We start from the raw sequence: 24191 nt of genomic DNA, 5'->3' as shown, positions 1-24191 counted from the left end.
AAAGCTTCTCGAAATCGCGCAATAGCAAATCACCGTCTGGGCAAGAAAAAAAGCAAGTTTTCTTCGCCGAAGAAAACTTGCTCCCAAGTGTGGTCCGTCGTCACTGCTTCCGCGGCAGCTTACGCTGCCTTGAGCCGTTTACGTCTCTTGGCATTTTCGATTGAGATTCCACCAAGCAGCATCGCCAAGTCGGCTGCGTCGAGCTTGACGCTCGCCTCGCCATCTTGCCTGATTCTTTCAAAGGTGCCTTGCTCCAGACTTTTGTACCACACCGCCATTCCATCGCGGTCCCAATAGAGTGCTTTGAGTTTGTCCTGGCGTCGATTGATAAACAGGAACAAGCTTCCGTCATTTGGCGTTTTGCCTAGCTCGTTTCGCACGATGCCAGCCAGGCCCGAGAAACTCTTTCGCATGTCGGTCGGCTTGGCGTAGAGAAAAATGCCGCCAGTGGTTGGTAGCGCGATCATTGCTGCAACTCGCTTGGTTGTGGTGCCAACCGGTCGACGATGATCATCAGGCTGTTGGCATCGCAGGAAGCAAGCTCGATCTGCGTGCCACAGGGAAAGCGGACAGTGGTGCCGCCGATTTGGGGACGCGGCTGCTCGATCTGCACGGCAAGAAACGCGTCGCTCTGATCGGCGTCGCCCTGCAGCCTTTGTCGCCATCGATAAAACGATGCGGTGGAGACTCCGTGCAAATCGCAAAATTCGGAGACCGCAAGATCGGACTGTTCGTGAAGTTGGATCAGCCGCGACCAACGTTGGCGAACGGCGGGGTCTGGCAAGCGAACCATGGAAACCTCCTGGTTACGTGAGTGAAAACCCACCAGCCTACGCCACGCGCCAAGAATGGTTTCCTCGGGCGCTTACGTACGTTTCGCAGCACGGTCCGGTATGCGTTACCAGGTCGCTCAGGCGTCCCCATCACCTGGTCACCAAAACTCGAAATCAAATCAAAGAGAATCTGGCCTACTGCAAGAGCAATCGAGTGCCTGAAAAGGACTTCGGCCGCTACTCTCGAAAGCGAGACATGCTTTCCGTGGAGGTCAGCCCCAAAATGACCGACCGGGCGTTACGCATCATGGACGCGTTGGTGAAGCGCATCTTTGCAATTGGTGGTGCCGTTGAGATCCGCCTCTGCCGCAACGATCGAGAAAGACGAGCGACAACCATCGTGATCGCGGGCGTGGACGTCACAACGATCCGACTTCGCGAAAAGCGAGAGAAAGTCGTATCGGAGAACGACGATCTTTCGGGTCGATCGCGCGAGATCCGAGTCGATCTGGTGTCGACCGGAGTCCTTCTCTTTGATCGCGGACCAGGAAGCCTGGAAACAGAGCTCTTGATAGATGAGGGACCGAAGAAAGTTGAAGATGGCCTGAACGACCTGATCATTCGTCTGATCAAACACGCTGGGGAGACGAGACTCAAGGAGAATGAAAGACAGGAGAGGCTGGCACGATGGGAAGCGCGGCAACAAATGGAAGGAACGCAGGAGAAAGTGATCAAGTACCGGATCGGCAATTTTTACGAGCAGCAGGCATTGGAGCGGGAACGCGTCAACGAACTTTTCAACGATGCCGATGCATACCAACAGGCCCAAAAGATCCGGGTGTTCGTCGATGCACTTTCTGAATGCATGTCGACCGAAGACGGAACGGTGGCAATCGACAGCGACGAGGCTGATTACCTGCGTTGGGCGCACCAGCTGGCCGATCGCGTGGATCCACTTTGCGAATCGCCACCTTCTATTCTCGACGATGGTTTTAACGTCGCGGAGATTGGCCCGAAGCGCCCTCGGTAGTCGTGGCGGCGAGTGCAACGTTCTCCGTCGTTAACGCTTGGAGTGACCAACACCTGCACAATGATCTTGACAATCAAAGCATACGAGACGGGCCGACTTTCTCCTCTAGCATTCAATTCTCCCTGCTTCGTCGCAATCCGTGGATTCCCAATCCGACCGCCACCAGGCTCACCGCACCGATGGCGAAGCGTAGCCAATCGGAAAGTTCGTGCCTATCGACGAAGTAAACGCAGGAAAGCCCCAACGCACCGAAAAGAATTGAGCACTGTGAGATCACCTCCAAACCCGACATCGGTTCTGCAGCCGGCTCGACGCTAACGTCGACCGAGATCTCCTCGGGGCTCCGATACGGATTTGATTTGCGCGTCATCCACAAGCTATTTCATCGAGTTTTCGACCCACTTGAAGTTTTCGGCCTTCAGCACCGACTCGCCGTCCCAGCGATACGCGACCAGTTTCCCGCCCTTTGCCACACTGTAATCGGTGCAGGCAACATTCGGTGCCAACGGCGTTGGCGTCCCGGTCAGCCAATAGTGCCCCACGAACACCGGTGGCGCGTCCTCGGGATAGCCAGTCAGCCCATCGACAGTTTCGGCGTCAATCGCCACGTCGGGCACATCATCCGATCCCAAATGATAACCGCGATACGTCCGCCGGGCAGGTTCTTCGTACCACTTGAACCGAACCGTATCTCGCTTGTGCCCCGCCTTGTCCACAATCCAATGCCCAACCGGCAAAGTCAGCTCCGGCCCCTTCAGCACCTCTTCCACAGCCGAATGCAACTCACTGCCAGTCGTCTCGGACTCTGCAAGGAAATCTGCGTCAAACCGCGAGGATGATTTGAGCGTCTCGTTCAGTAAGCGGATTTTCTCGTCCCGCCAAGCAGCGTGTACCACGCGAATCCCGTCCAGTTCCTTCGCGACCGGCAAAGTCTTGAACCAAGCAATCGCGTCTGCCATCTCGTTAGGCGAAAGCTGATCCAACGTTGCTTGGTGCTGCTTCAAATTCTTCGGCGAATGCTCGCGAAACCAAGAATCCTTCTCGCCGGGCACAGCCGTGTGATACGCAATCGCGTTGTACTCATGGTTCCCCATGACCGCAAACCCATCCCCGGCGTCCACCGTTGCCCGAGCGATCGCGATCACCTCGGCAATCGCCGGTCCCCGATCGATGAAGTCACCGACAAACACCAGTTGCCGATCTGAGCGGCGATAGCCAGCCCCATGGCGGCGATACCCAAGGTGCTCCAGCAATCGCTTCAGTTCTTCTGCGTGACCGTGAATGTCACCGATAATGTCGTAGGCTGGCATGCTATTCTTCATCCGTGAAATAATGGGTTGAGGAAACGGCACGTTTTGTTGAAAGCAAGCGACGGCTCCGTGTCCCCGTGTGAATTCCGAAAGTCAAAAGTCTTGAAGTCAGTCACCCTGATCCGTTGGGAGTTCGACTCCAGTCGTCTCGTGAGGGATTTCTCCGACGTCAACCGATGATTCCGGGTAGATCCAGAGCGTAAGCTCCGATAGCGGCGGAAACGAATGGGGGATGAGGGATAAATCAAAGGGCAGGTCAAGCTGTAGTGCTTCTGCCAATGGCGTTGGCATTAAACCGTTTTCGTCGCAGAAACGGGACACCAGTTTGAGGTATCTCCGAAGAAGTAGAATCGCAGGAAACCCGTCCTTCTTCGACATCCACTCGAGCATGTCGCGACCCTGTTTCGAACTATTGCATTTGCGGCACGCCCAAACCAAATTATCTGCATCGTCAGCGCCACCTCGAACCCGAGGGATCAGGTGATCGATGGACAAGTTGTCGGTCGCGCCACAGTAGCAGCAAGCTTGTGGCAAAGTCATTTTGAGGCGTTCGTCGTCGTACATCGATCGGATCGCCATGGTGCCATTTTTCAGTCCGTTAAAAAGCCTGCTTCGAATGATGTGATGGGTTCGTTGGTAGCTCCTGCACCCGCCCTGAAGTGCCGCGTCGGCACGCGCAAGATTCGCGTATGACCATGCGATGTGGTCACTGACGGTGATGATTTCCGGTTTGCGAGCTTTCTTGATTGGCGCAGTCATATTGAATTCGTTTGCGATAACGCAGTTGCAATAGGCTGAATCGCAACATACCGACGATAGGACTACAAAAGTTACTCTGCTAACCATTCCCGCTGGTTCCAACGCACGGACTATCAGAGTGGCGTAACCAGGCACCTTGGCCGCTACCGTTTACACGGATTAGCGAATCTGCTGAAACTCACTACCAAGCAATTCGATTAGCTGATCGGCTGTAAGGCTTTGTAAGTCATAGGTTTTTTCGAGCTGACGGATACGGATTGGAAACCGATGGAGTAGGTCGCCGGCTTTAACCTTTCCTGGACTTGTGACGCCGCTGAACGCCCTCTTCGTCGATTCGTCCCAATAGACCCTGTCCAGCACTTCGAACACCGCTGGAATCCTGGTTAAGTACAGCCGTTTTATCACCTCTGCTGTGAATCTGTCCAGTTGACTCACTGGGCCATCCAGCAATAGGCGGTTGTGACTCGGAGCGATGTGCTGTACGTACCACGAGACAAACAGCAGGTGCCGATAGAAATAGCGAGACTCACGCGGCATGTAGATGTAGGTGTAATCGTTCCTGACCTTGCGATTGCCAGCCACCGCAGGGCAAATCTGGTCAAAGTAGAAAAGAGAAAGCCAAGTCCACAGACCGGCGTCATAACGCAATGACTCTGCTCGAATGATCCCCAACTTTGCATGAAGGTATTCAGCTGCTTCTCGCCTCGAATCGAACGATCTCGAGTCGATCTCAATGGTTTCCGTTGTCAGCGACGTGAATTCATCGCTTTCCAGCAGTTCCCACGGCGTTGGCGTTGACGGTGCGTCTCGACATGTCCTGAGAAACTTGCGAAATGCTTCGATTCCAGATGGATTGAATCTCCGTACATGCATCGTTCACTCGTCTCCATAACCCGACGCGTACCCTGAGCTCACAAACTTTGATCGCAGTTCGTGCAAGTCGCAAAATGATTGCACAACAATTTCGGTCCATTCCTCGGCGGCTTCCGTGTCATCGGGCGGTGGCGGATCTTCGTGGTCGGGGTGAAGCTTGCGCCCAAACGCCAGCCAGAGTACCGGCCAACGGTCGTCGTTTTCGTCCGGTTCGGCTCCCTCGTTGATCGCTCGAGTCAGAACTTGACGCATGACTTGTGGATAGATCAGCGAGAAGAATACAGGATCGGATCGGATACTCTCGGACAGTCCGGGCACATTCTCGTTTACAAGCAGGTAAACATCGTGGTCGCGGAATTCCAGCTTCCACAATTCCTGACCCAGAGGGGCTCTCTCGACCGGCAAAATCCCCTTGCGGCCGCTAACGGTTTGCTTGCCGGTTGTGAGCGGTTTGATATTCTCCGCGACACCAAGTAGTCGGCCAATGTGCTCGCTTCTGTCGATGATTTTCAGTGAGAAAAAGACATTATGCCCATGAAGATCGCTGAGCGGTAATTGCTTTGGTTGCTTCAATTGACCGACGGTGCCGCAGGAATATCTGCGAACCAGCGAAGATCCAGCGCAAGTTGCCTCCATGACGACTGAAGCGTTGGGATCCCAGACGTGTTCACCGAAATCGATGTTCGCGGTAAATGATCTAGGGTCACCGTCATCAACCGCAATCGCGACGCAGTCTCGTGAAACACGTTTTCTGCCAAGAGAATTGACTCGCTTGATCATGTGGCGACCTCTCCAGAGTTTGCATATTGATCCAATTGCGATTCCTCCAGTTCGACTTCATCGATTCGCACAATCAAATCGCGATGGATATCGAATCCTGACACGGTCAGGCTGAAGTCCGGATCCGCGATCTCCATTTCGATGACATTCCCCGCCTTCGCGGTGGCTTTCACGTTCGCGAGCTTAAAATTCAGGCTTGAAGCTTTGGGCTTCCGAAAATCAAAGTCGAATTTGCTCCAGTGCTTCATTGGATTTCCGCTCGGCAGATCATATGCGACCGAGATCCGCAGAATCGCTCCCTCGGGAGTTGGCAGACTGGATGAATCACAGATCGTGAAGCCGCCCGTTTTTCCCTGCATTCGGTACCAGTGAGGCGTTGGATCAGGCGGGTCAAAATCCCTAGTCCTTTCACCGCCCTCCTTCGGCTTTCGTTTCGGCTGGGGTGCCGTAACCTGCTCAATCGAAAAGAAGTCACTGAGTAAGTCAAAGTCTACTTTGTCTGGAGGTGGTGTAAGCAACTCAGCCAGTCCATCGATAATCTTGACGAAAAACTTCACTCGTCCTTTCCAGGTCTTCCATACCCGATTCGGACGTTCATCATTCGAAGTATCCCAACTGATGTGCGACGGACCCTCGGTGTCACCCAGCAGAGATGCGAGCGGCCCAGGATCGACAACAACCAGTCCCTTTGTGCCGCGCATGGATGGTTTGGAATTGAGCCGAGTGATCGTCATCCCCTCGCGGACGTAGTAGCTCTCGTATCGGTCGGCGACAGGCGTGCGTTGCAAAAAAACGGTTAGCTCCCCGATTTCAGCTTTACCGACCTTTTTGGGCAAGGCCGCACGAACTCGAATCGCGACCAGCTGCTCAAGGGCAAATCGCTTGCGAAGCTCCGCCAGTGTTGCGGCCGAGAACGCAGTCTCATCCATAACCGGAACGCGTGACTCGCCAAGCACATTTGTCGGCACCGCTTGATCGGCGTTCGCCAAGCAGTCGCGCGCGAAATCAAGCGGTGGCGGATTGCTTAGTTTTTGTCTCGCTTTGCCAGTCCAGCTGAGCTTGCCACAAACGTGATCGATGGAGGTATGATCGAGCCGGAATTCGGAGTTCCGGCCAGGAAGTCCCGGCCCAGCCACATCGACGATCAACTCTTGCTTCAGAATCGGCACGAAGAAGTTGACCGCAACCAGTCGCAAGATGCTTTCCGCCTTCAGCTCATCGGCGACATAGGGAACAACGACCGACAAACCGGGCTCGTCGGTACGCGTCAAATTCCATTCGCTTGCGAATTGCACCAAGTCCTTTTCGTGACTGATGGGCAACGGTGTTTCCGCTTGGTTGTATCCGCTGCACCAGAAACCCTCCGGCGCAAATTCCGTTCCGTTGTATTTGTGAATGCGTAGTACAGCTTGCCCCATCAGCAGACGTGCACCGTCCGACTTGCGGACCGTTAAACCGAGCATGCATCCGACACGGCTCGCGGCACGATAGACCGTTTTTCCCAATCCCCATCGCCCAAGATCATCACCAGTCTTCCCACTGCGTCCGATGTTTCGCCAGAACCAAAAAAAATCCTGGCAGTCAGGGTTACCTTCCTGCGGATCAGTTGCCAGCAGCGGATCACCGTCCAGTCCCCGAGTCCCAAAGTCTTCACAAACGAGGTAGCCATGATTCAGCTGAGGAACCCCCGATCCGTTAAACTCCACATCGCGATACACCAAGCCTGGTTGCAGTCGCGCAAAATAGGTCGCAAGACGGTCGTCGTCGGGAAGGGAGGAATGCGGATGCAGGGCAAAACGAACACGAACCGGCCCATGGCCACTCCCTGCGTCGATCGAGTTTTGCAACACTTCACGGACCAACGCATCAGTCCCGGCGTATTCGTCTTCGCCTGCTTGTTCGGTCTTGAAGAGTTCCGTTTCGTTCGGATCGCGACGCACCGCCGCGCCGGACAATTGTGCGAAAATCCACTGAGTCATCTGTTCCCTGTCGAAATATGCTCTTAGATGTCGACTCGTTGTGAGTCAGAATTGTAATGCGTTTCGACGTTCTCTGGGGAGTCCAGCGGCTGAACCGCTTGATGCGACGACCGCACTAGACTGTAAAACCCTGGTCCGCCAAGAGATCTACGAGGCAGCGATTAGGTGGGGCAACGAGTGCGAAGGCAATAAAGGAGGTCGTCGTTGAAAAACAACGAAACAGGGACGATCTGAAGAAGGCGGAAGACGTTTTAACGCCTTACTAAAGCAGCGTTGAGACTCCTCTCTGATGGTGCAGTAAGAAGGACGGTTTGTTGAGAGGCGGGGATTCATTCGCGACGAGTCATGTGTCCATGGCCTGGAAATCGGATTAGCTTAGCCACATGCATTCGAGATGGCCGCGTTCATCACGGTTGAATTCAAAGTCTAATCGGTTAGCTGCAGCGTCAACCGATCCAAACTCTGGTCATCGAGTTTGGCGATCGCTTTGAAGAGGGATGGGCGCTCACGAATCCGGATCCTGATTGATTCGGGGACCTTGTCAGCAAGCATCATCAAGTCATATTCGTCCGCATTGAGTGTTGCTGCTAGCCTTTGGATGAAGGTCTCCGATGGATAGTCACCGAACTGCAAACCGTCGTTTTCGACTTTGCAAATGTACGAAGCACTTACGCCCATTTGCTCCGCCAACTGTTGCTGGGTCAGGTGACGCGAAACGCGTAGTTCACGCACCTTGTCACTGAACTGCATTTCTCGGCACTCCGCTGATTGTGGGGGCCCCCTGCAGAGTGTATGCTTCCGTCACTATACGGTCAAGAAATGCTCGCTTTGAATTCCTGATGTCCAAGTTCTTTGACGATCCGATACTGAATTCGCCCTACGACTATCCCGAGATGCATTGGGAGCTGCTGAATGGTCAGCCGACCGAAAAGATCATCGGGAATCGTCGTCGGGCCGAATTCATTACACCGATCCCCAAAACGAAGAAGCAGAAGCAGTCAAAGCAACAGCAGGAACTCAATCTCGGCGCTGACGACGGCCTGTCATCTGAGAATCAAAAGTACGATGAAATCCCCATCATTAATGAGTTGCGTAGCCACATAGACGAGTGGCGAAAATGGCCCAACTCGAGTGAGTGGCAGGTTACCCCTGAGACCGCGAGGCTGCTCCAGCATTGGCGACACCACGATTTTCAGGGGATCCGGCCCTTCTTCTGTCAGGTCGAAGCCGTGGAAGTCGCCATCTGGCTGACGGAAGTCGCCCCAAAGTCAGCGAATGGCAAAAAGTTCCTCGCTCACCTTGCCAATGCGAACGCCGAAGCCAATCCGGAAATCATGCGGCTTGCGCTGAAGCTTGCCACCGGTGCCGGTAAGACGACCGTCATGGCAATGTTGGTTGCCTGGCAAACGATCAACGCCGTTCGTCGCCCCAGCAGCAAGAAATTCACCAAGGGGTTCTTGATCGTCACGCCGGGCATCACGATCCGTGATCGCCTCCGCGTGCTGTTGCCAAACGATCCGGAGAGTTACTACGACACTCGCGAACTGATCCCGAGCGACATGGCCGCTGATCTGCAAAAAGCCAAAATCGTCATCACCAACTATCACGCATTTAAGCTGCGTGAGCGGATTGACCTCGCCAAGGGTACCCGCGGTGCACTCGAAGGCTGGCGCGGCGAGAAGATGCAGACGCTGGAAACCGAGGGCCAAATGCTGCAACGGGTCATGCCCGAACTGATGGGTATGAAGAACATCTTGGTCCTGAACGACGAAGCTCATCATTGCTACCGCGAGAAACCGCAGCCTGACGAGGATGAAAAGCTAAAGGGCGACGAAAAGAAAGAAGCCGAGCAAAACAATGAGGCCGCGCGTCTTTGGATATCGGGTATTGAAGCGGTCAATCGCAAGATCGGCGTGATGAACGTCATCGACCTCTCCGCGACACCATTCTTTCTTCGCGGAAGCGGCTATCTCGAGGGCACTCTTTTCCCATGGACGATGAGCGATTTTTCGCTGATGGACGCAATCGAGTGCGGCATCGTCAAATTGCCGCGGGTTCCCGTCGCCGACAACGTGCCCGGCGGCGACATGCCAAAATTCCGAACGCTGTGGGAGCACATTCGCAGCAAGATGCCCAAGAAGGGGCGTGCGAAAGCGGGCGACAAAGAATACGACCCATTGGCGATTCCCAAATTGCTCGAGAGCGCACTGCAAGCACTCTACGGTCACTACGAAAAGACATACGATCTTTGGCAAGAAGCCGGCATTCGAGTTCCCCCCTGTTTCATTGTCGTTTGCAACAACACATCAACCTCAAAGCTGGTTCACGACTACATCTCTGGGTTCGAGCGAATCCATGCCGATGGCTCAACCACACTTGAAAACGGACGGCTGGCCCTGTTCCGTAACTTCGATGAACACGGCAATCGACTCGCCCGACCACGCACCCTGCTGATCGACAGTCGGCAACTCGAATCGGGCGACGCTCTGGACAAGAATTTCCGCAATCTTGCCGGCGACGAGATCGAACGATTCCGACAAGACATCGTTCAACGCACCGGTAACATTCGCGATGGCGAGTCAATAACGGATTCGGACCTACTTCGCGAAGTCATGAACACGGTCGGCAAAGTCGATCGTCTCGGCGAATCCATTCGCTGCGTGGTATCGGTGTCCATGCTGACCGAGGGCTGGGATACGAACACCGTGACACACGTCCTGGGCGTTCGCGCGTTCGGGACTCAGTTGCTCTGCGAACAAGTCATCGGCCGCGCCCTTCGCCGTCAATCCTATGACTTGAATGAAAAAGGCAGATTCAACACCGAGTACGCCGACATCCTTGGCATCCCCTTTGATTTCACAACAACCCCTGTCGAAGTCAAACCGGCCAAGCCGCGAGAGACGATTCAAGTCAAATCCGTCCGCCCGGATCGCGATGTGTTGGAGATCCGTTTTCCGCGCGTGGAAGGCTATCGTGTCGAATTGCCAGAAGAACGTCTCGAAGCAAGCTTTAATGAGGACTCCGAATTGGTACTGACGCCCGATCTCGTTGGTCCGTCCATCACCCGCACCGAAGGGATCATTGGTGAAGGCGTTGATCTAACGCTCGAACACCTCGAGGACACTCGGAAATCGACTGTTCTATTTCACGTTACCAAACGATTACTCTACACCAAATATCGCGATCCCGGCGATGAACCGGAGCTGCACTTGTTCGGTCAGCTCAAACGAATCACGCGGCATTGGATTGACGGCTATTTGACCTGCAAAGGCAATACCTAAGCACGTGAGCATGTGTAGTTCATGGAAATTGGCAAGGCTTTTGCAGGTTTGTCACGATGGGCGCGGTTCGTTCTTTTGCTAGCTAATTGTCCGGTCGTCGGACGGGCCTGGCAAGGTCGGTGCCTCCCGACAATCACGGGAGACTTACCATGGCAAGACCTGCAACCGTTTTCGCGAAAATCACGAACCAGCAGCAACGTGACCGTCTGATTGAGCTTTGGAAACAGCATCCAAACCATTACACACGAATACGGGCACACGCGATTCTTCTGAGCGATGCTCAATACGAAATTGAGCAGATCGTCGATATTCTTAGTGTCAGTAGAGACAGCGTGCGAGCTTGGATCAAACACTTTGAACAAGACGGACCAGACGCCCTGCTGGACGAAAAGCGACCAGGCGGACCGAGGAAGCTCAATGAACAGGAAGAGCAAATCCTCAAAGATTTGTTGCGGCAATTTCCCTCCCGGCCTGCCACAGTCCTGTCGCGTTTGCGAACACGGACCGGCAAATCGATCAGCCGACATTCGCTGCGTCGTTACGCCCGACGATTCAATTTGAGCTGGAAGCGGTTTCGGCGCAGCCTGCGGAAAAAACGAGACGAAAAGGCTTTCCGGTTGGCTCAAGAGGAACTCGCCGAGTTGCTCAATGAACCTGAACTGGATGTCGTATACTTTGACGAAGCGGGATTTTCGCTTAAGGGCGTGGTGCCATACGGATGGCTTCCCATCGGCGAACGGACCGATGTGCCAGTCACCGGCGCCCATGGGGCGACGGTTCAGGCACTTGGCTTTGAGCATCAAGATGGAACCACCCATACCTATCTTCACAAAGGGTACGTCAACACGCAAACGGTCATTGAAATCATGGATGATTTTTGTGAGACGATTGACCAAACAACGGTGGTCATCCTCGACAATGCATCTTGCCACACCAGCGGAGCTTTTGAAGCATCGATCGAACGCTGGGCAGAGCGTGGGCTGCTGGTTTATCATCTTCCGCCGTATAGTCCCGAACTGAATTCGATCGAGCGACTATGGAGGCAACTAAAGTATCAACAAATGCCCGCCACGGCCTGGGAACGATTCAAAACCTTGTTACAAACGCTGACGACGAAGCTATGCGAAATCGGTGAGGTAACCTACATGCCATCACTTGAAAGTTATGCCGAATAACTCGTGCTGACGTGCTTACCCGGCACAGCTGCTGTATCAAGAGCTAGCCGACATGGCATGCGAACGAATCACTCATGGCATTTCGCGAGCGTTCATCGGTGAGAAACCAATCAAGGCGATGCTCGATCCGTATAACCCGACCGGCAGCACTAACTTCGTGAACTTCAATACCAGCAAATCGATTCGCTGGGAAACAAGCTCCAAACTTTGCCACATCAACTGGGTCATCTGCGACAGCGACTGGGAAGCAGAATTCTGCCGTGTCCTTGAATCGCACGACCGCGTCCGCGCCTATGTCAAGAACCAAGGTCTGGGCCTCGAGGTACCTTACAAGATGGGCAGCGAAGTCCGCAAATACATTCCCGACTTCGTTGTCCGTGTCGACGACGGCCATGGCCCTGACGACCTGCTGAATCTGATCGTCGAAGTCAAAGGCTATCGTCGCGAAGACGCCAAAGACAAAAAGGCGACGATGGAGAACTACTGGGTGCCTGGCGTTAACAATCTTGGCACCTACGGCCGGTGGGCGTTCGCAGAACTCTGCGACGTCTACGAAATGGAACTGGACTTTGATGAGAAGATCGAACCGGCCGTCAATGAACTCATTGAAAACGTTTGCATGACGCACGAAACGCAAGCTGGGAGCCCTGCCTGATGTTCGATTCTACGAAAGAAGACCTCAAAGACATCCTTCGTGATGCTGATGAAGGCAAGCTTCAGTTGCCCGATTTTCAACGTGACTATGTTTGGGCCGACGAAGATGTCCGCAGCCTGATCGCTTCGATTGCCAAGGGTTTCCCCGTTGGCGCGTTGCTGACGCTCGAGACCGGCAGCGAAGTGTCGTTCAAACCACGGTTGATCGTTGGCGTTCCGGAAAAGAAGGTCGAACCATCGGAACTGCTGTTGGATGGCCAGCAGCGAATCACGTCTCTCTACCAATCGACGTTCTCTGGTGAACCGGTTCGCACGCGGCTAAGAAAGAAGAAAGTCGAAGTGCTACGACACTACTACCTCGATATCAAACGGTCGGTATCAGGCGTTGTCGATCTCTATGAGGCAATCGTTGGCGTCCCTGAGGATCGTGTCATCCGAACGAATTTCGGCAAAGACATCGAGCTTGATCTTTCAGCGACCGAACTGGAGTACGAACACGACATGTTCCCGCTGGACTGTTCGTTTAAGAGCATGACTTGGTTCTTTGGATGGATCAATCATTGGAAGGCGAAAGGTCGTGACGTCACCGGAATGCATGAATCGTTCTACCGAAGCGTTTTAGAACGAATCGAACGTTACAAGATGCCGATCATTCGGCTCGACAAGAAGAATAGCCGGGAAGCAATCTGTCTGGTGTTTGAGAAGGTCAATGTGGGTGGCCAGAAACTTGATGCATTTGAGCTGCTGACCGCAGTCTATGCGTCGGATGGATTTGATCTGCGCGAGAAATGGAACGGTGAACCGCCGAGTCCAGGCAAGAAGAAGAAAGACCTCGACTGCGGAATTAAAAAACGCCTGATTGGCACCGATATGCCTCGCAGAGTTCTCAAAGACATTGAGAATACGGATTTCATCCAAGCCTGCACCTTGCTTCATACTCGCGAACAGCGTCTGGCAAAAGAAGCCGCTGGAGCGACCGGCAAAGACCTTCCGCAAGTGTCATGCAACCGGCAAGCATTGCTAGGGCTTCCCGTTAGCGCATTCAAAAAGTACAGCCAACCGGTCGAAGAGGGGTTCATTTCCACTGCGTCGTTTCTTAACGAGCAAAAGATCATTGGCAAACGAAACGTGCCGTACGGATCGCAGGTTGTGACACTAGGTGCGGTGTTTGCTGCTCTCGGCTCGGATGCCGAAACCATCCCCGCTCGCGAAAAACTTGCCAAATGGTTTTGGGCAGGCTCGCTGGGAGAGCTCTACGGTGGCAGCAGTGAAACCCGTATGGCTCGCGACCTGATGGATGTAGTCACATGGATAAGAGACTCTGGTGACATTCCTCAAACGGTCAACGACGCCATCTTCCAGCAAGATCGGTTGCGCACGCTCCGGACCCGCAACTCCGCCGCGTACAAGGCGATCCACGCACTGCTGATGCGTCAGGGGTGTCGCGACTTCATTCATGGTGAACCAGTTGAGTTGATGACGTTTTTCAAACGCCAGATGGATATCCATCACATCTTTCCGCGAGATTGGTGCACGAAACAGGGGATCGACAAAAAGGTTTTCGATAGCGTCATCAACAAGACCCCGTTGTCCAAAAAGTCCAACATCATCATTGGTGGTGTCGCCCCGTCGGTTTATCTCGCCAAAATCGAGCGAAACACTGGTATCGATTCTACGGCACTCGATGAGGTCTTGCGGTCACATTTGATCGAGCCATCGTTTTTGCGAAACGATGATTTCGATGGCTTTTTTGAAGCTCGCATGAATGCTCTGTCGGACATGATCGGCGGTGCAATCGGCAAGACGGTCGTGCTGGACCACGGGACGAATGAGCCCGAGGTTGAGATCGATGACGATGATTTCGACAGCGAATCCTAGCTCACGCCCATCTCCTTTTCCCATTTCCCACCTCACCTTTCGTATATACCCTCCATGGCTAAAAAGTCCACACGGAAGAAGACCGCCAAAAAAAAGTCGGTCGAGACGCTGACGCATGACGAGGCGAAGCGGTCGAACATTCCCACCGCCGAACTGGAAACGGTGATGGAGGAAAAGGAAGCGTATTCGATCGAGGTGGCGATCGAGCGAAGGAATCCCGATCTCGATCCCCAATTGGTTTGGCGCGGCAAAGATACGAAGAACTGGTCCGATTTGGTGGTCAACACGCCGCCGCTGTTCATTCAAGAGAAGGTTCACCCCAAGGTTCTCATCGATGATTTGAAACGTCGAACCGAAGAGCAGGAAGCGACCGGCGAGCAGGTGCAGCTCGACTTATTTTCGGACTTCAATGGCCTACCTGACACATCGGCCAAGACCGAGTTCTACCAGCACGAATCGAACTGGACCAACCGCATGATCCTGGGCGACAGTTTGCAAGTCATGGCGTCGCTGGCGGAAAGAGAAGGCCTGCGCGGCAAAGTCCAGAGCATCTATTTCGATCCACCGTACGGAATCAAGTTCAACAGCAATTTTCAGTGGTCAACGACTAGCAAGGACGTTAAAGATGGGCAGATTAACCACGTTACACGCGAGCCCGAACAGGTAAAAGCGTTTCGAGACACATGGAGCGACGGAATTCATTCATACCTTACGCATCTGCGGGATCGCTTATCGATCGCGCGAGATCTCCTTAGTGAAAGTGGCTCCTGCTTTGTTCAAATCGGTGACGAAAATGCACATCGTGTTAAGTCTGTCTTGGACGAAGTGTTTGGGGATAACAATTTCCTGAGCCTCATAACTTTCACGAAGACTGGCGGACAAACAGACAATCGCCTTGCTGGTGTCGCTGACTACATCTTTTGGTATGGACGTAATGCTGAGGCAACGAAGTTTCGACAACCGTACCGCCCAAAAGTGGTTGGGGCGATCGGCGGCTCGAAGTACACGGAATTGGAGTTGCCCGATGGACGTCGATTACCACTAAATGCATTTCAAAAGAATAGTCGCGAACTCCCAGCAGGATCGCGCATATTTCGCAAAGACACAATTACAAGTCAAAGTCCTGGGACTCGTTATGATGTGCTGCACGACGGACGCAAGTTCCGTCCCGAGCCGGGATACTGGAAGACTGATGAGCCGAGGATGGCGAATCTGCTAAAGGCCCGACGAGTCGAGCCGACTGCACGAAAGCTAGCATACGTGCGCTATTTTGATGACTTTCCAGTATTTGCTCAGACAAATGTATGGACAGATCTTGGCGGCGTGCAGAGCCGCGCCGATCCGAAGGTCTACGTCGTGCAAACAGCAACGTCTGTTGTTGAACGCTGTCTGCTGATGTCCACCGACCCCAGCGATCTAGTTCTTGACCCGACGTGTGGGTCAGGAACAACCGCTATGGCTGCCGAGCAGTGGGGGCGTCGATGGATCACGATTGACACTTCGCGAGTAGCTTTGGCCCTTGCGAGGTCGCGGATCATGGGAGCTCGATATCCGTACTATCTTTTAAGTGACAGTGCCGAGGGACGAGCAAAAGAATCTGAGTTGACTCGAACTGAACCTGTTGGAGCACCTACTCACGGTCGCATCCGCCAAGGCTTCGTTTACGAACGTGTACCACACATCACGCTAAAGTCGATCGCGAACAATGCCGAGATCGAAGTTATCTATGACGAATTCCAAACCAAGCTCGAACCGTTGCGAGACAAATTGAATGGGTCATTGGGGCAGTCTTGGGAAGAATGGGAGGTCCCTCGCGAACCGGGTGAGCGTTGGGAAGCCGATGCAGCCGCCGCACACGCCGAAGTGATGAAGCTGCGTGAAGAACTGGGGGCCACGCTCGAGGTGCTCGTCTCGGTCGAACTCAGTCAGCACACCGACCGCGTCCGCGAATTGGTCGCGAGCCAGGCCGCCAAGCCACTCTCGACGATCAACAAATTGACTGGCAGCAAGTTCGACTTTGATTCGCTGCCCAGTGAGCCGGGTGATCCATGGCCAGCCGAAGCCAAGAAGCTGCATGCTCAGTGGTGGAAGCTACGCATCGAACGCCAAAAAGAAATCGACGCCTCGATTGCCGCCAAAGCCGACTTTGAATACCTGTACGACAAACCGTATGAAGACAAAACCAAAGTCCGTGTGGCCGGCCCCTTCACCGTCGAAAGCCTCTCGCCCCACCGTACCCTGGGTGTCGACGAGAACGACGAACTGATCGAACCGGAATCGGAACGCCAACAAGCCGCTGGCGAAGCCGACTTCGCGACGATGATTCTGGAAAACTTGAAAACGGCCGGCGTCCAGCAAGCTCACAAAGAAGACCGCATCACCTTCACTTCCATCACGCCCTGGCCCGGCGAGTACGTCGCCGCCACCGGCACCTATGTCGAAAGTGACAGTGAAGACGCACCCGAAAAGAAATCCGCCATCTTTATCGGTCCCGAATTCGGCACCGTCGCTCGCGCTGACTTGGTCGCCGCCGCCCGCGAAGCCGCCGACGCCGGCTTCGACGTTTTGGTCGCGTGCGCTTTCAACTACGACGCCCACAGCGCCGAGTTCGACAAGCTCGGCAAAGTTCCCGTGCTGAAAGCCCGCATGAACGCGGACCTGCACATGGCCGACGAACTCAAGAACACCGGCAAGGGCAACCTGTTCGTAATCTTTGGGGAACCCGATATCGACATCCTGCCCGCCAAAGGCGACGACGCCAAACTCGACCAGATCCAAGTCAAGATCAACGGCGTCGACGTCTTCCATCCGCAAACTGGCGAAGTCCGGAGTGACGGAGCCGAAGGCATCGCCTGTTGGTTCATCGACACCAACTACAACGAAGAAAGCTTCTTCGTCCGCCACGCCTACTTCTTGGGCGCTGGCGACCCCTACAAGAGTCTCAAAACAACCCTCAAAGCCGAAATCAATGCCGAAGCCTGGGCCACGCTCAACAGCGACACCTCCCGCCCCTTCGACAAACCCAAAACCGGCCGCATCGCCGTCAAAGTCATCAACCACCTCGGCGACGAAGTGATGAAAGTATTCAAAGTTTCCTAAGGCCGAGGTCACAATGCGAATTCGTAAGATAGAAATCGCGAACTGGCGGCATTTCAAGAACGTCAGTCTAGAGGTCGCCGATGACGCAAGTCTGGTGTGTATCGTCGGCGCAAACGGAACGGGCAAGAGTCATATCCTGGAGCTCATATCCGGCTGTGCCCACAAACTCGGATTATCGCAAGGAATCAATTTACCGCGTGGAGATCCATTCGCCGATCAGCACGACTTTTCACTTCAGTTCTATCTTCAGGAAGGAGCCAGCCCCGCGGTCGATGATCTATACAAAAGCGATGCGTCAGTCGAAACGTGGGATCGAACGCTGACGATTTCAGATCGCAGGTCAGAAACCGCTTCGAGTCGCATCACAGCTGGAGGTATCACCAACGCAAACAATAGCACCGAATTCGCGCAACGCGTCGTGAATCAGCTGCAGCAATCGAAAGACGTTCACTTTCTTACTTTGGATGCGGATCGAGCGTACCCCCAAAAAGCTATGAATGTGCACGAGCTCGCACAAGCGTACGAAACGGACTGGCACGGCGCGGAATTCACTCGCGGACGTTCGTTCATGTCGACCAGTACGCTGTATGACGAGTGGATAAAGTATTTTCTTGCGCAGGAGAATAGTGCTGGTACGCGTCTGATGCAGGATATGCGTCGAGCAAAAGAAGCTTGCTCGGCCCCATCACCATTTGAGGATCACTTTCAAGCTTACAAGGACTCGCTCAAGAAAGTGTTGCCTCATGTAGTTTTCAGCGGCGTTGACCCTAAGAAACGAACGCTTCTCTTTGATACTACCGGGCTGCAATTGTCGTTTGGCCAACTTAGTGGCGGAGAACGCGAAATCGCATTCTTACTTGGTCAAATTGATCGCTTCGGCTTGCGTGAAGGTTTGTTCTTGCTTGATGAACCGGAGCTGCACTTAAATGCGGACCTAATCCGCACTTGGATCACATATCTCATAGGGACCGTCTCAACCGGACAAATCTGGTTGGCTACACACTCTCTTGACGCAGTGGAGGCTGCTGGGCCACATGCAACCTTCGTATTGGAAAGAAACCTTGAGACACGAAAGGTAGATCAAGTTGCTCGCCTCGATTCGCTCCCCGTAGTTTCAGCTCTTTCTCGTGCTGTGGGTACACCCGCGTTCTCAATTACCCAATTGCGTTTTGTGTTTATTGAAGGGGAAGAAGGAGTTGGTGAGCGAGACCGATTTCTTAAGTTGACGGGACAGCCGGAGGACACACGTTTTCTTGAATGCGGATCTTGCAACGAGGTAATTCGGCGCGTAATGGCTATTAGCTCACTCGCGAAAGAATCTGGAAACGACATCCGAATCGGAGGAATTCTAGACCGTGATTTCCGATCTGCAGCAGAGGCCGCCGACATCGCGAAGTTGAATGGAGTGTACGTTTTGCCGGTCCATGAAGTTGAAAATTTTTTCCTCCATCCAAAGACACTCGAATCGCTTCTGCGACAGAACGGGAATAATGTGGCTATTCCTAACGAGTTGATTCGAGAGACGGCGGACAAGCGCGCAGGCAATTGGATTTTTCAGTACGCAATGTACACCAACCATGCGAAGAATCTGCCTGACATGAAACCTCAAGTAAAGATCGTAGCGAAAGGAATGTCTTGGGAACAGATTGATGGTGATGCAGACGCCGCAAGCGAAAAGATTTCTAAGGCATGTGGATTTCCAGCGGATGATGAAAAGAAATTCAGGGATATTCTTCAGGTAGCCATCAAGGCATACCGCCGGCGACGACTTGAGGATACTTTTTGGAGAGACTGCGAAGGTAAACAGGTTTTAAATGATATCGCTGTTGCTATTGGGTTCTCCGGCGTGGCAGCGATGATGCGAGCAGCTTACGCGCTTTGGGAACGCGATTCAGCATGTGTTTCCGTTGAGCTCGCGGAATTTAGGTCCAATGTCAACGGCATTTAGGAGAGGGAAGGACGATAACATGGAATTCCGCATCTCCGATACGTTCACCGACAGCCTTACTCGCCTGACCGGCGATGAGCAAAAGTCTGTCAAGACGACAGCTTTTGACCTGCAGATTGACCCAGTTAATCCGGGGATGCAGTTTCATCGCATCCATCGTTGCAAGGACCCGAATTTCTGGTCCGTGCGTGCAGGGCGTGACATTCGTGTGATCGTTCATAAGACCGACGCCAGTTTGCTGCTGTGCTACGTCGGGCACCACGATGCCGCCTACGCTTGGGCGGAGCGACGGAGAATCGAACGCCATCCGCGCACGGGGGCCGCTCAGTTGGTGGAGGTGCGGGAAACCGTTCGTGAGATCGAGATCCCGAAGTATGTCGAGCAGGAAGTCCCCGCACCGACAAAAACGGCGCTGTTAAGGCGCGTGTCCGCTGATGATCTGCTTGGTTACGGCGTTCCACCGGAATGGATCGACGATGTCTTGGCAGTGAACGAAGACACGCTTTTCGATGTTGCCGATCGTTTGCCACGCGAGGCGGCTGAAGCGGTCTTGGACTTGGCGACCGGCGAAACGCCACCGAAACCTGTTCACGCCAGCGAGGACGCGGACCCGTTCGCCCATCCGGACGCGATCAGCCGATTCCGCGTGATGGCCGATGTCGAGCAACTGCGACGAGCACTCGATGCGCCTTGGGATAAATGGGCCGTCTTCCTTCATCCTTCCCAAGAATCAATTGTCAGCCGAACCTTCAAGGGGCCGGCTCGAGTGTGCGGATCGGCCGGAACGGGCAAGACAATCGTCGCCTTGCACCGGGCGGCACATGTAGCCAGGCAGAATTCCAAGGCACGAGTTCTGCTCACTACATTCTCCGATTCGCTGGCCGCGAATTTGCGACGACGATTGAAATGCTTGGTCGGCGAAGACGAGCCGTCAAACCGGATTGTCGTGAAGACACTTCCCCAGGTAGCCCGTGAATTGCTTGGGTATGAACCTGCGATGGCGTCGGAGGCTACGGTCGAGGAATTGATCGGCGAAGCTGGACGAGATGTTGATCGGCCGATGCGGTTTCTGATGGGCGAATGGGCCACCGTGGTCGATGGGTGGCAGGTCCATACCTGGGATGAATACCGCGATGTGCCACGACTAGGCCGACGTACGCGTCTTGGAGAACCGCAGCGCAAAGAACTTTGGACGGCGTTTGAAAAGGTGCTGGAGCGGCTCAGTCAATTGGGCCAACTCACTGAGCCAATGTTACTCGGTGACGTTACTGACAAGCTCGCCAGCGGTAGCGCCGAGTCTCCCTACGACTTTGTAATCGTCGACGAAGCACAAGACATCAGCGTGTCGGAATTGCGATTCGTCGCGGCCTTAACATCTGCGCAACCGGCGGGCCTCTTCTTTGCCGGCGATCTGGGGCAGCGAATTTTCCAAGCTCCATTCTCGTGGAAGTCACTGGGCGTGGACATTCGCGGTCGATCACAAACTCTCAAGATCAATTACCGCACCTCGCATCAAATTCGTACCCAGGCCGATCGATTGCTGCCGAATTCGATCGCAGATGTGGATGGCAATGCGGAAAACCGGGGAGGAACGATCTCCGTTTTCAACGGCCCGAAACCTTCGGTCACCGTTTGTGATTGCGGTGACGACGAGATAGCAACGGTTGCTGCTTGGATCACCGGGCGACAGAGCGAAGGCGTAGCGAGGGGCGACATTTGCTTGATTGTCCGGTCCTCAGATCAAACAAGCCGAGCGTCATCGGCTGCCGCGAAAGCGGGTCTCGATTCAGTCATCTTGGACAGCGAATCAGAACCCGACCCGACGAAGGCTTCTATTGCAACGATGCATGAAGCCAAAGGCCTTGAGTTTCGCGCCGTGATCGTGATGGCCTGCGATGACGAAGTCTTGCCATTGCAGGAACGCATCGAGTCAGCAGCCGACACCTCGGAACTGGAGGAAGTCTACAACACAGAAAGGCATTTGCTGTACGTCGCCTGCACCCGAGCCCGTGACCACCTGCTCATCACGGCCGTCGACCCGGCCTCCGAGTTCCTTGACGATTTCATCGAATCGAGGAACAACTGAGCATGGACATTTCCGATGACGAAGTCAGCCAATGGGCTGAGTTTTGGGCGATCTGTGTCCGCCTTTTAGTGGTCTATCCCGAGCGTCCTGCCGCAATGAGCAGCGATGCGGAACCGAAACAGTTGGAGCGACAGCTAAAGTCTCTCTCGCAAGACCTTTTGCCATTACTTTGCGAGAACGAAGTCTGGTTGACCGACGCATCCGTTGGCAAAGGCACTTGGGCTGCTGTTCCCTGGGTCGCGATATTCGACTCTCGCGAATCGACGAGTGCTCGTCAGGGCGTTTATCCAGTCATCCATCTCTCAACCGAAGAGCCTGTTGGTGTCCGAATCGGGTTGGGGGTATCGGCAACTGCATTCAAGCCCCACGAAGACGAAAAAGCAGCCCAAGTGTGGGGTGAGCTTAAAGAGTCTGAAAAGACTTTGCTCTCTGACTCTGGGTTTATTGATGTCGTTCAGGGTGATGGGGAACGAGTCGAAATCGGCACAGGGAATCCTGCGCGGAAATATGCGAAGGGAATGGTCTTCGAGAGGTTTGTGCCATTAGATGAACTCAAGTCTTCGCCGAAATCGCTTACCGATTCGCTTCGAGCATTAGTCTGCACGTACAAGGCGTGGGTAGACCGAGGTCAGGGAACGACCGCAACCACCCCATCATCGTTCTTGGAAGTGATGAATCAATATGCTTCCGAACGAGTGGTCTACCTGAGCCCCGAGCGAAACAATCGCTACTTTATCAGTGACGTCGATGACGCAGGTTGCCTTGTTAATCGACTTGACTCCAATGAGCCGGTACGAGTGAATGCGGCCGACTTCGAAGCCAAACGAGATTGGTTGCGTGAACATGGCGGCCAGACACCTCGGCGTGAGCTCTATTCCACGGTTGCAGTTCACATGTGTTACTTGCAGGCAGCGGATGTTTCGCTTGCTGCAGATCGTCGGACTGCTGTCTTCCTGGAAGGTGAGGGAGCGGCATGCGATCATTTCATTTCGCTGATCGAGGCAATGCGGACGGTCACGCTTTATAAACCCGTGATCCTCGCATTGGTTGCTGAAGCGATTCGAGATGGAGAATTGCATGAAAACCATATCGAATTCGACTGGCTGTTGCCGCGTTTCATCGCCCGTTTACGGGAACATGGGCACGACGTCGGAGAACAACAACTTGCCGAAGGATTCGGACGGATGGCGGGTGACCTGTTTTGGTTACACGCTTACAAGGATCCCATCGAGCTCATTGCGATGGATCAACCGACGCCCAGCCAGATTCGCAATCGGATTTCGCACGCTCGACTCCAAGAGCCATTCTGGAGAATACTGTGGCACCGCGAGTATCAACATCAAATCTTGGCTGCATTGGCAAGGAAATGGTGGCCTGACATGAGTAATGGCGATTCCGAGATCACGGATCTTTCGGTTTCGACCGAGCGATTGATTGAATCGATTGCGGCCAAAGGATTTATCTTCCAGCCGTGGCAAGTTGCGACGTACATTACGGCGCTACGCACGAAACCGTTTGTGATTCTTGCCGGTGTGTCTGGAACCGGGAAGTCAAAATTGCCGGCGTTGGTTGCTGAATTGACCGGCGGGAAGATGACGCGAATTTCCGTTCGTCCGGACTGGACCGACAGCTCTGACGTCCTCGGCTACGTTGATTTGAGTGACAAGTTTCGTCCGGGGGTAGTGCTGGAAGCTGCGAAGCAGGCAACGGACGATGGTGAGCGGTTTCATACCTGCTTGATCGATGAAATGAATTTGGCACGGGTCGAGCACTACTTTGCTGAGGTGCTTAGTACGATCGAAGATCGACGGCGTGCCGTCGGTGGCGGGTTTGAGTCGACTCCCCTGATCTCGCAGAGACTTCAACCAGAGTTCGAATCGTGGCAGCAGCAGAATCTGCCATCGAACCTTGGTATTGTCGGTACCGTCAATATGGACGAGAGTTCGCATGGATTCAGCCGCAAAGTATTGGACAGGGCGTTTACGATCGAGTTGTCGGAAGTCGATTTAAGCTTGGACAATTCGACGTCGGGCAATGGTCCGACTTCTCCCGCGACTTGGCCAAAAGCCTTTTGGCAGTGTCCAGCCACACGGCTCTCTGAGATAGACGCGTCGACGCCTCAATTTCGACTTTGTGCAGAGCGAGCGACGATGCTGCTGCAAGAGGTGAACCAATGCTTGGTGCATAGTCAGCTTCAGGTTGGCTATCGAACCCGCGACGAGGTCATCCTGTTCCTGCTGAATGCCGAAGAGATGAAGGGGGCATTTCGTACTCGCGATGGTCAGGCGGTGGATCCACTTGACTTGGCGATCATGATGAAAGTGCTTCCGCGTTTAGTTGGAGGTAGTAACGCGATCCGCCGAACGCTGATTGGTTTGCTTGGACTCGCGAAGTCTGGCCAAGCTTTCAGCAGCGAGGACGATGCCGCAGACGCGGTCGAAACCTGGACAGCCGACGGACGCCCGGACGCGACTGACGGTGCAAAGTACCCGCGAACCGCATCACGTCTTTGTCTGATGTGGGATCGATTGTTGGCCGAAGGCTACACGTCATTCTGGTTGTAGTC

Annotated in this window: 16 protein-coding genes and 1 pseudogene; 9 read left to right on the top strand and 8 right to left on the bottom strand. The window is 54.0% G+C overall.

Annotated features, from left to right (window positions below):
- Positions 1 to 119 precede the first annotated feature (119 nt).
- Both tnpB and tnpA read right to left on the bottom strand, forming a co-directional pair.
- Entirely contained in the window at positions 120 to 467 is a 348-nt protein-coding gene (tnpB, locus tag Enr13x_RS38295) for an IS66 family insertion sequence element accessory protein TnpB (RefSeq protein WP_145389223.1), read from the bottom strand.
- Positions 464 to 793 carry an IS66 family insertion sequence element accessory protein TnpA gene (tnpA, locus tag Enr13x_RS27245; RefSeq protein ID WP_145384496.1) on the bottom strand — a complete coding sequence of 110 codons (330 nt, stop codon included), beginning with the start codon at positions 791 to 793 and terminating at the stop codon, positions 464 to 466. Before tnpA ends, tnpB begins: the two co-directional genes overlap by 4 nt.
- A gap of 194 nt (positions 794 to 987) precedes the next feature.
- Between tnpA and Enr13x_RS27240 the strand changes: the two genes are divergently transcribed.
- Positions 988 to 1803, top strand: coding sequence for a hypothetical protein (locus tag Enr13x_RS27240; RefSeq protein WP_145390060.1), 816 nt, complete (start codon positions 988 to 990; stop codon positions 1801 to 1803).
- 377 nt (positions 1804 to 2180) lie between these two features.
- Here Enr13x_RS27240 and Enr13x_RS27235 read toward each other — a convergent pair whose 3' ends face one another.
- From Enr13x_RS27235 to Enr13x_RS27210, 6 genes are all read right to left on the bottom strand, one after another.
- On the bottom strand, positions 2181 to 3113 hold the full coding sequence (locus Enr13x_RS27235; RefSeq protein WP_145390059.1) for a metallophosphoesterase: 933 nt from the start codon (positions 3111 to 3113) through the stop codon (positions 2181 to 2183).
- A gap of 108 nt (positions 3114 to 3221) precedes the next feature.
- Positions 3222 to 3872, bottom strand: a complete 651-nt coding sequence (locus tag Enr13x_RS27230; protein ID WP_197455386.1) for an HNH endonuclease — start codon at positions 3870 to 3872, stop codon at positions 3222 to 3224.
- A 159-nt stretch (positions 3873 to 4031) separates the two neighbouring features.
- Positions 4032 to 4745, bottom strand: coding sequence for a hypothetical protein (locus tag Enr13x_RS27225; RefSeq protein ID WP_145390057.1), 714 nt, complete (start codon positions 4743 to 4745; stop codon positions 4032 to 4034).
- Positions 4746 to 4748: 3 nt separating this feature from the next.
- On the bottom strand, positions 4749 to 5525 hold the full coding sequence (locus Enr13x_RS27220; protein ID WP_145390056.1) for a hypothetical protein: 777 nt from the start codon (positions 5523 to 5525) through the stop codon (positions 4749 to 4751).
- Positions 5522 to 6820, bottom strand: a complete 1299-nt coding sequence (locus Enr13x_RS27215) for a hypothetical protein (RefSeq protein WP_145390055.1) — start codon at positions 6818 to 6820, stop codon at positions 5522 to 5524. The genes Enr13x_RS27220 and Enr13x_RS27215 overlap by 4 nt, the downstream gene beginning before the upstream one ends.
- A 1110-nt stretch (positions 6821 to 7930) precedes the next feature.
- Positions 7931 to 8254, bottom strand: coding sequence for a helix-turn-helix domain-containing protein (locus Enr13x_RS27210; RefSeq protein WP_145390054.1), 324 nt, complete (start codon positions 8252 to 8254; stop codon positions 7931 to 7933).
- Between the two features lie 89 nt (positions 8255 to 8343).
- Here Enr13x_RS27210 and Enr13x_RS27205 point away from each other — a divergent pair.
- The 8 genes and pseudogenes from Enr13x_RS27205 to Enr13x_RS27170 form a co-directional block, all read left to right on the top strand.
- Positions 8344 to 10782, top strand: a pseudogene (locus tag Enr13x_RS27205) (BPTD_3080 family restriction endonuclease); the annotation flags it as partial.
- A 152-nt stretch (positions 10783 to 10934) separates the two neighbouring features.
- Positions 10935 to 11960 (top strand): IS630 family transposase, encoded by a 1026-nt coding sequence (locus Enr13x_RS27200; RefSeq protein WP_145385672.1) that lies wholly within the window; start codon positions 10935 to 10937, stop codon positions 11958 to 11960.
- Between the two features lie 52 nt (positions 11961 to 12012).
- A complete protein-coding gene (locus tag Enr13x_RS27195; RefSeq protein ID WP_197455385.1) occupies positions 12013 to 12615 on the top strand; it encodes a restriction endonuclease in 603 nt (200 codons plus the stop codon).
- Positions 12615 to 14492, top strand: coding sequence for a DUF262 domain-containing protein (locus tag Enr13x_RS27190; protein ID WP_145390053.1), 1878 nt, complete (start codon positions 12615 to 12617; stop codon positions 14490 to 14492). Before Enr13x_RS27195 ends, Enr13x_RS27190 begins: the two co-directional genes overlap by 1 nt.
- A 165-nt stretch (positions 14493 to 14657) precedes the next feature.
- Positions 14658 to 17591: a site-specific DNA-methyltransferase gene (locus Enr13x_RS27185; RefSeq protein ID WP_231743813.1), complete on the top strand. Its 2934-nt coding sequence runs from the start codon at positions 14658 to 14660 to the stop codon at positions 17589 to 17591.
- Positions 17592 to 17604: 13 nt separating this feature from the next.
- Positions 17605 to 19539 (top strand): AAA family ATPase, encoded by a 1935-nt coding sequence (locus Enr13x_RS27180; protein WP_145390051.1) that lies wholly within the window; start codon positions 17605 to 17607, stop codon positions 19537 to 19539.
- A gap of 19 nt (positions 19540 to 19558) precedes the next feature.
- Entirely contained in the window at positions 19559 to 21625 is a 2067-nt protein-coding gene (locus Enr13x_RS27175) for a 3'-5' exonuclease (protein ID WP_145390050.1), read from the top strand.
- Positions 21626 to 21627: 2 nt separating this feature from the next.
- Positions 21628 to 24189 (top strand): MrcB family domain-containing protein, encoded by a 2562-nt coding sequence (locus Enr13x_RS27170; protein WP_145390049.1) that lies wholly within the window; start codon positions 21628 to 21630, stop codon positions 24187 to 24189.
- The last annotated feature ends 2 nt before the right edge of the window (positions 24190 to 24191 follow it).

Source organism: Stieleria neptunia (genome assembly GCF_007754155.1).
Lineage (GTDB): Bacteria > Planctomycetota > Planctomycetia > Pirellulales > Pirellulaceae > Stieleria > Stieleria neptunia.
This window is presented reverse-complemented; position numbering and strand designations above follow the sequence as displayed.

Coding starts and splice junctions, on each gene's coding strand:
- tnpB (WP_145389223.1), bottom strand. CDS start 467: ATGATCGCGCTACCAACCACTGGCGGCATTTTTCTCTACGCCAAGCCG.
- tnpA (WP_145384496.1), bottom strand. CDS start 793: ATGGTTCGCTTGCCAGACCCCGCCGTTCGCCAACGTTGGTCGCGGCTG.
- Enr13x_RS27235 (WP_145390059.1), bottom strand. CDS start 3,113: ATGCCAGCCTACGACATTATCGGTGACATTCACGGTCACGCAGAAGAA.
- Enr13x_RS27230 (WP_197455386.1), bottom strand. CDS start 3,872: ATGACTGCGCCAATCAAGAAAGCTCGCAAACCGGAAATCATCACCGTC.
- Enr13x_RS27225 (WP_145390057.1), bottom strand. CDS start 4,745: ATGCATGTACGGAGATTCAATCCATCTGGAATCGAAGCATTTCGCAAG.
- Enr13x_RS27220 (WP_145390056.1), bottom strand. CDS start 5,525: ATGATCAAGCGAGTCAATTCTCTTGGCAGAAAACGTGTTTCACGAGAC.
- Enr13x_RS27210 (WP_145390054.1), bottom strand. CDS start 8,254: ATGCAGTTCAGTGACAAGGTGCGTGAACTACGCGTTTCGCGTCACCTG.
- Enr13x_RS27200 (WP_145385672.1), top strand. CDS start 10,935: ATGGCAAGACCTGCAACCGTTTTCGCGAAAATCACGAACCAGCAGCAA.
- Enr13x_RS27195 (WP_197455385.1), top strand. CDS start 12,013: ATGGCATGCGAACGAATCACTCATGGCATTTCGCGAGCGTTCATCGGT.
- Enr13x_RS27190 (WP_145390053.1), top strand. CDS start 12,615: ATGTTCGATTCTACGAAAGAAGACCTCAAAGACATCCTTCGTGATGCT.
- Enr13x_RS27185 (WP_231743813.1), top strand. CDS start 14,658: ATGGAGGAAAAGGAAGCGTATTCGATCGAGGTGGCGATCGAGCGAAGG.
- Enr13x_RS27180 (WP_145390051.1), top strand. CDS start 17,605: ATGCGAATTCGTAAGATAGAAATCGCGAACTGGCGGCATTTCAAGAAC.
- Enr13x_RS27175 (WP_145390050.1), top strand. CDS start 19,559: ATGGAATTCCGCATCTCCGATACGTTCACCGACAGCCTTACTCGCCTG.
- Enr13x_RS27170 (WP_145390049.1), top strand. CDS start 21,628: ATGGACATTTCCGATGACGAAGTCAGCCAATGGGCTGAGTTTTGGGCG.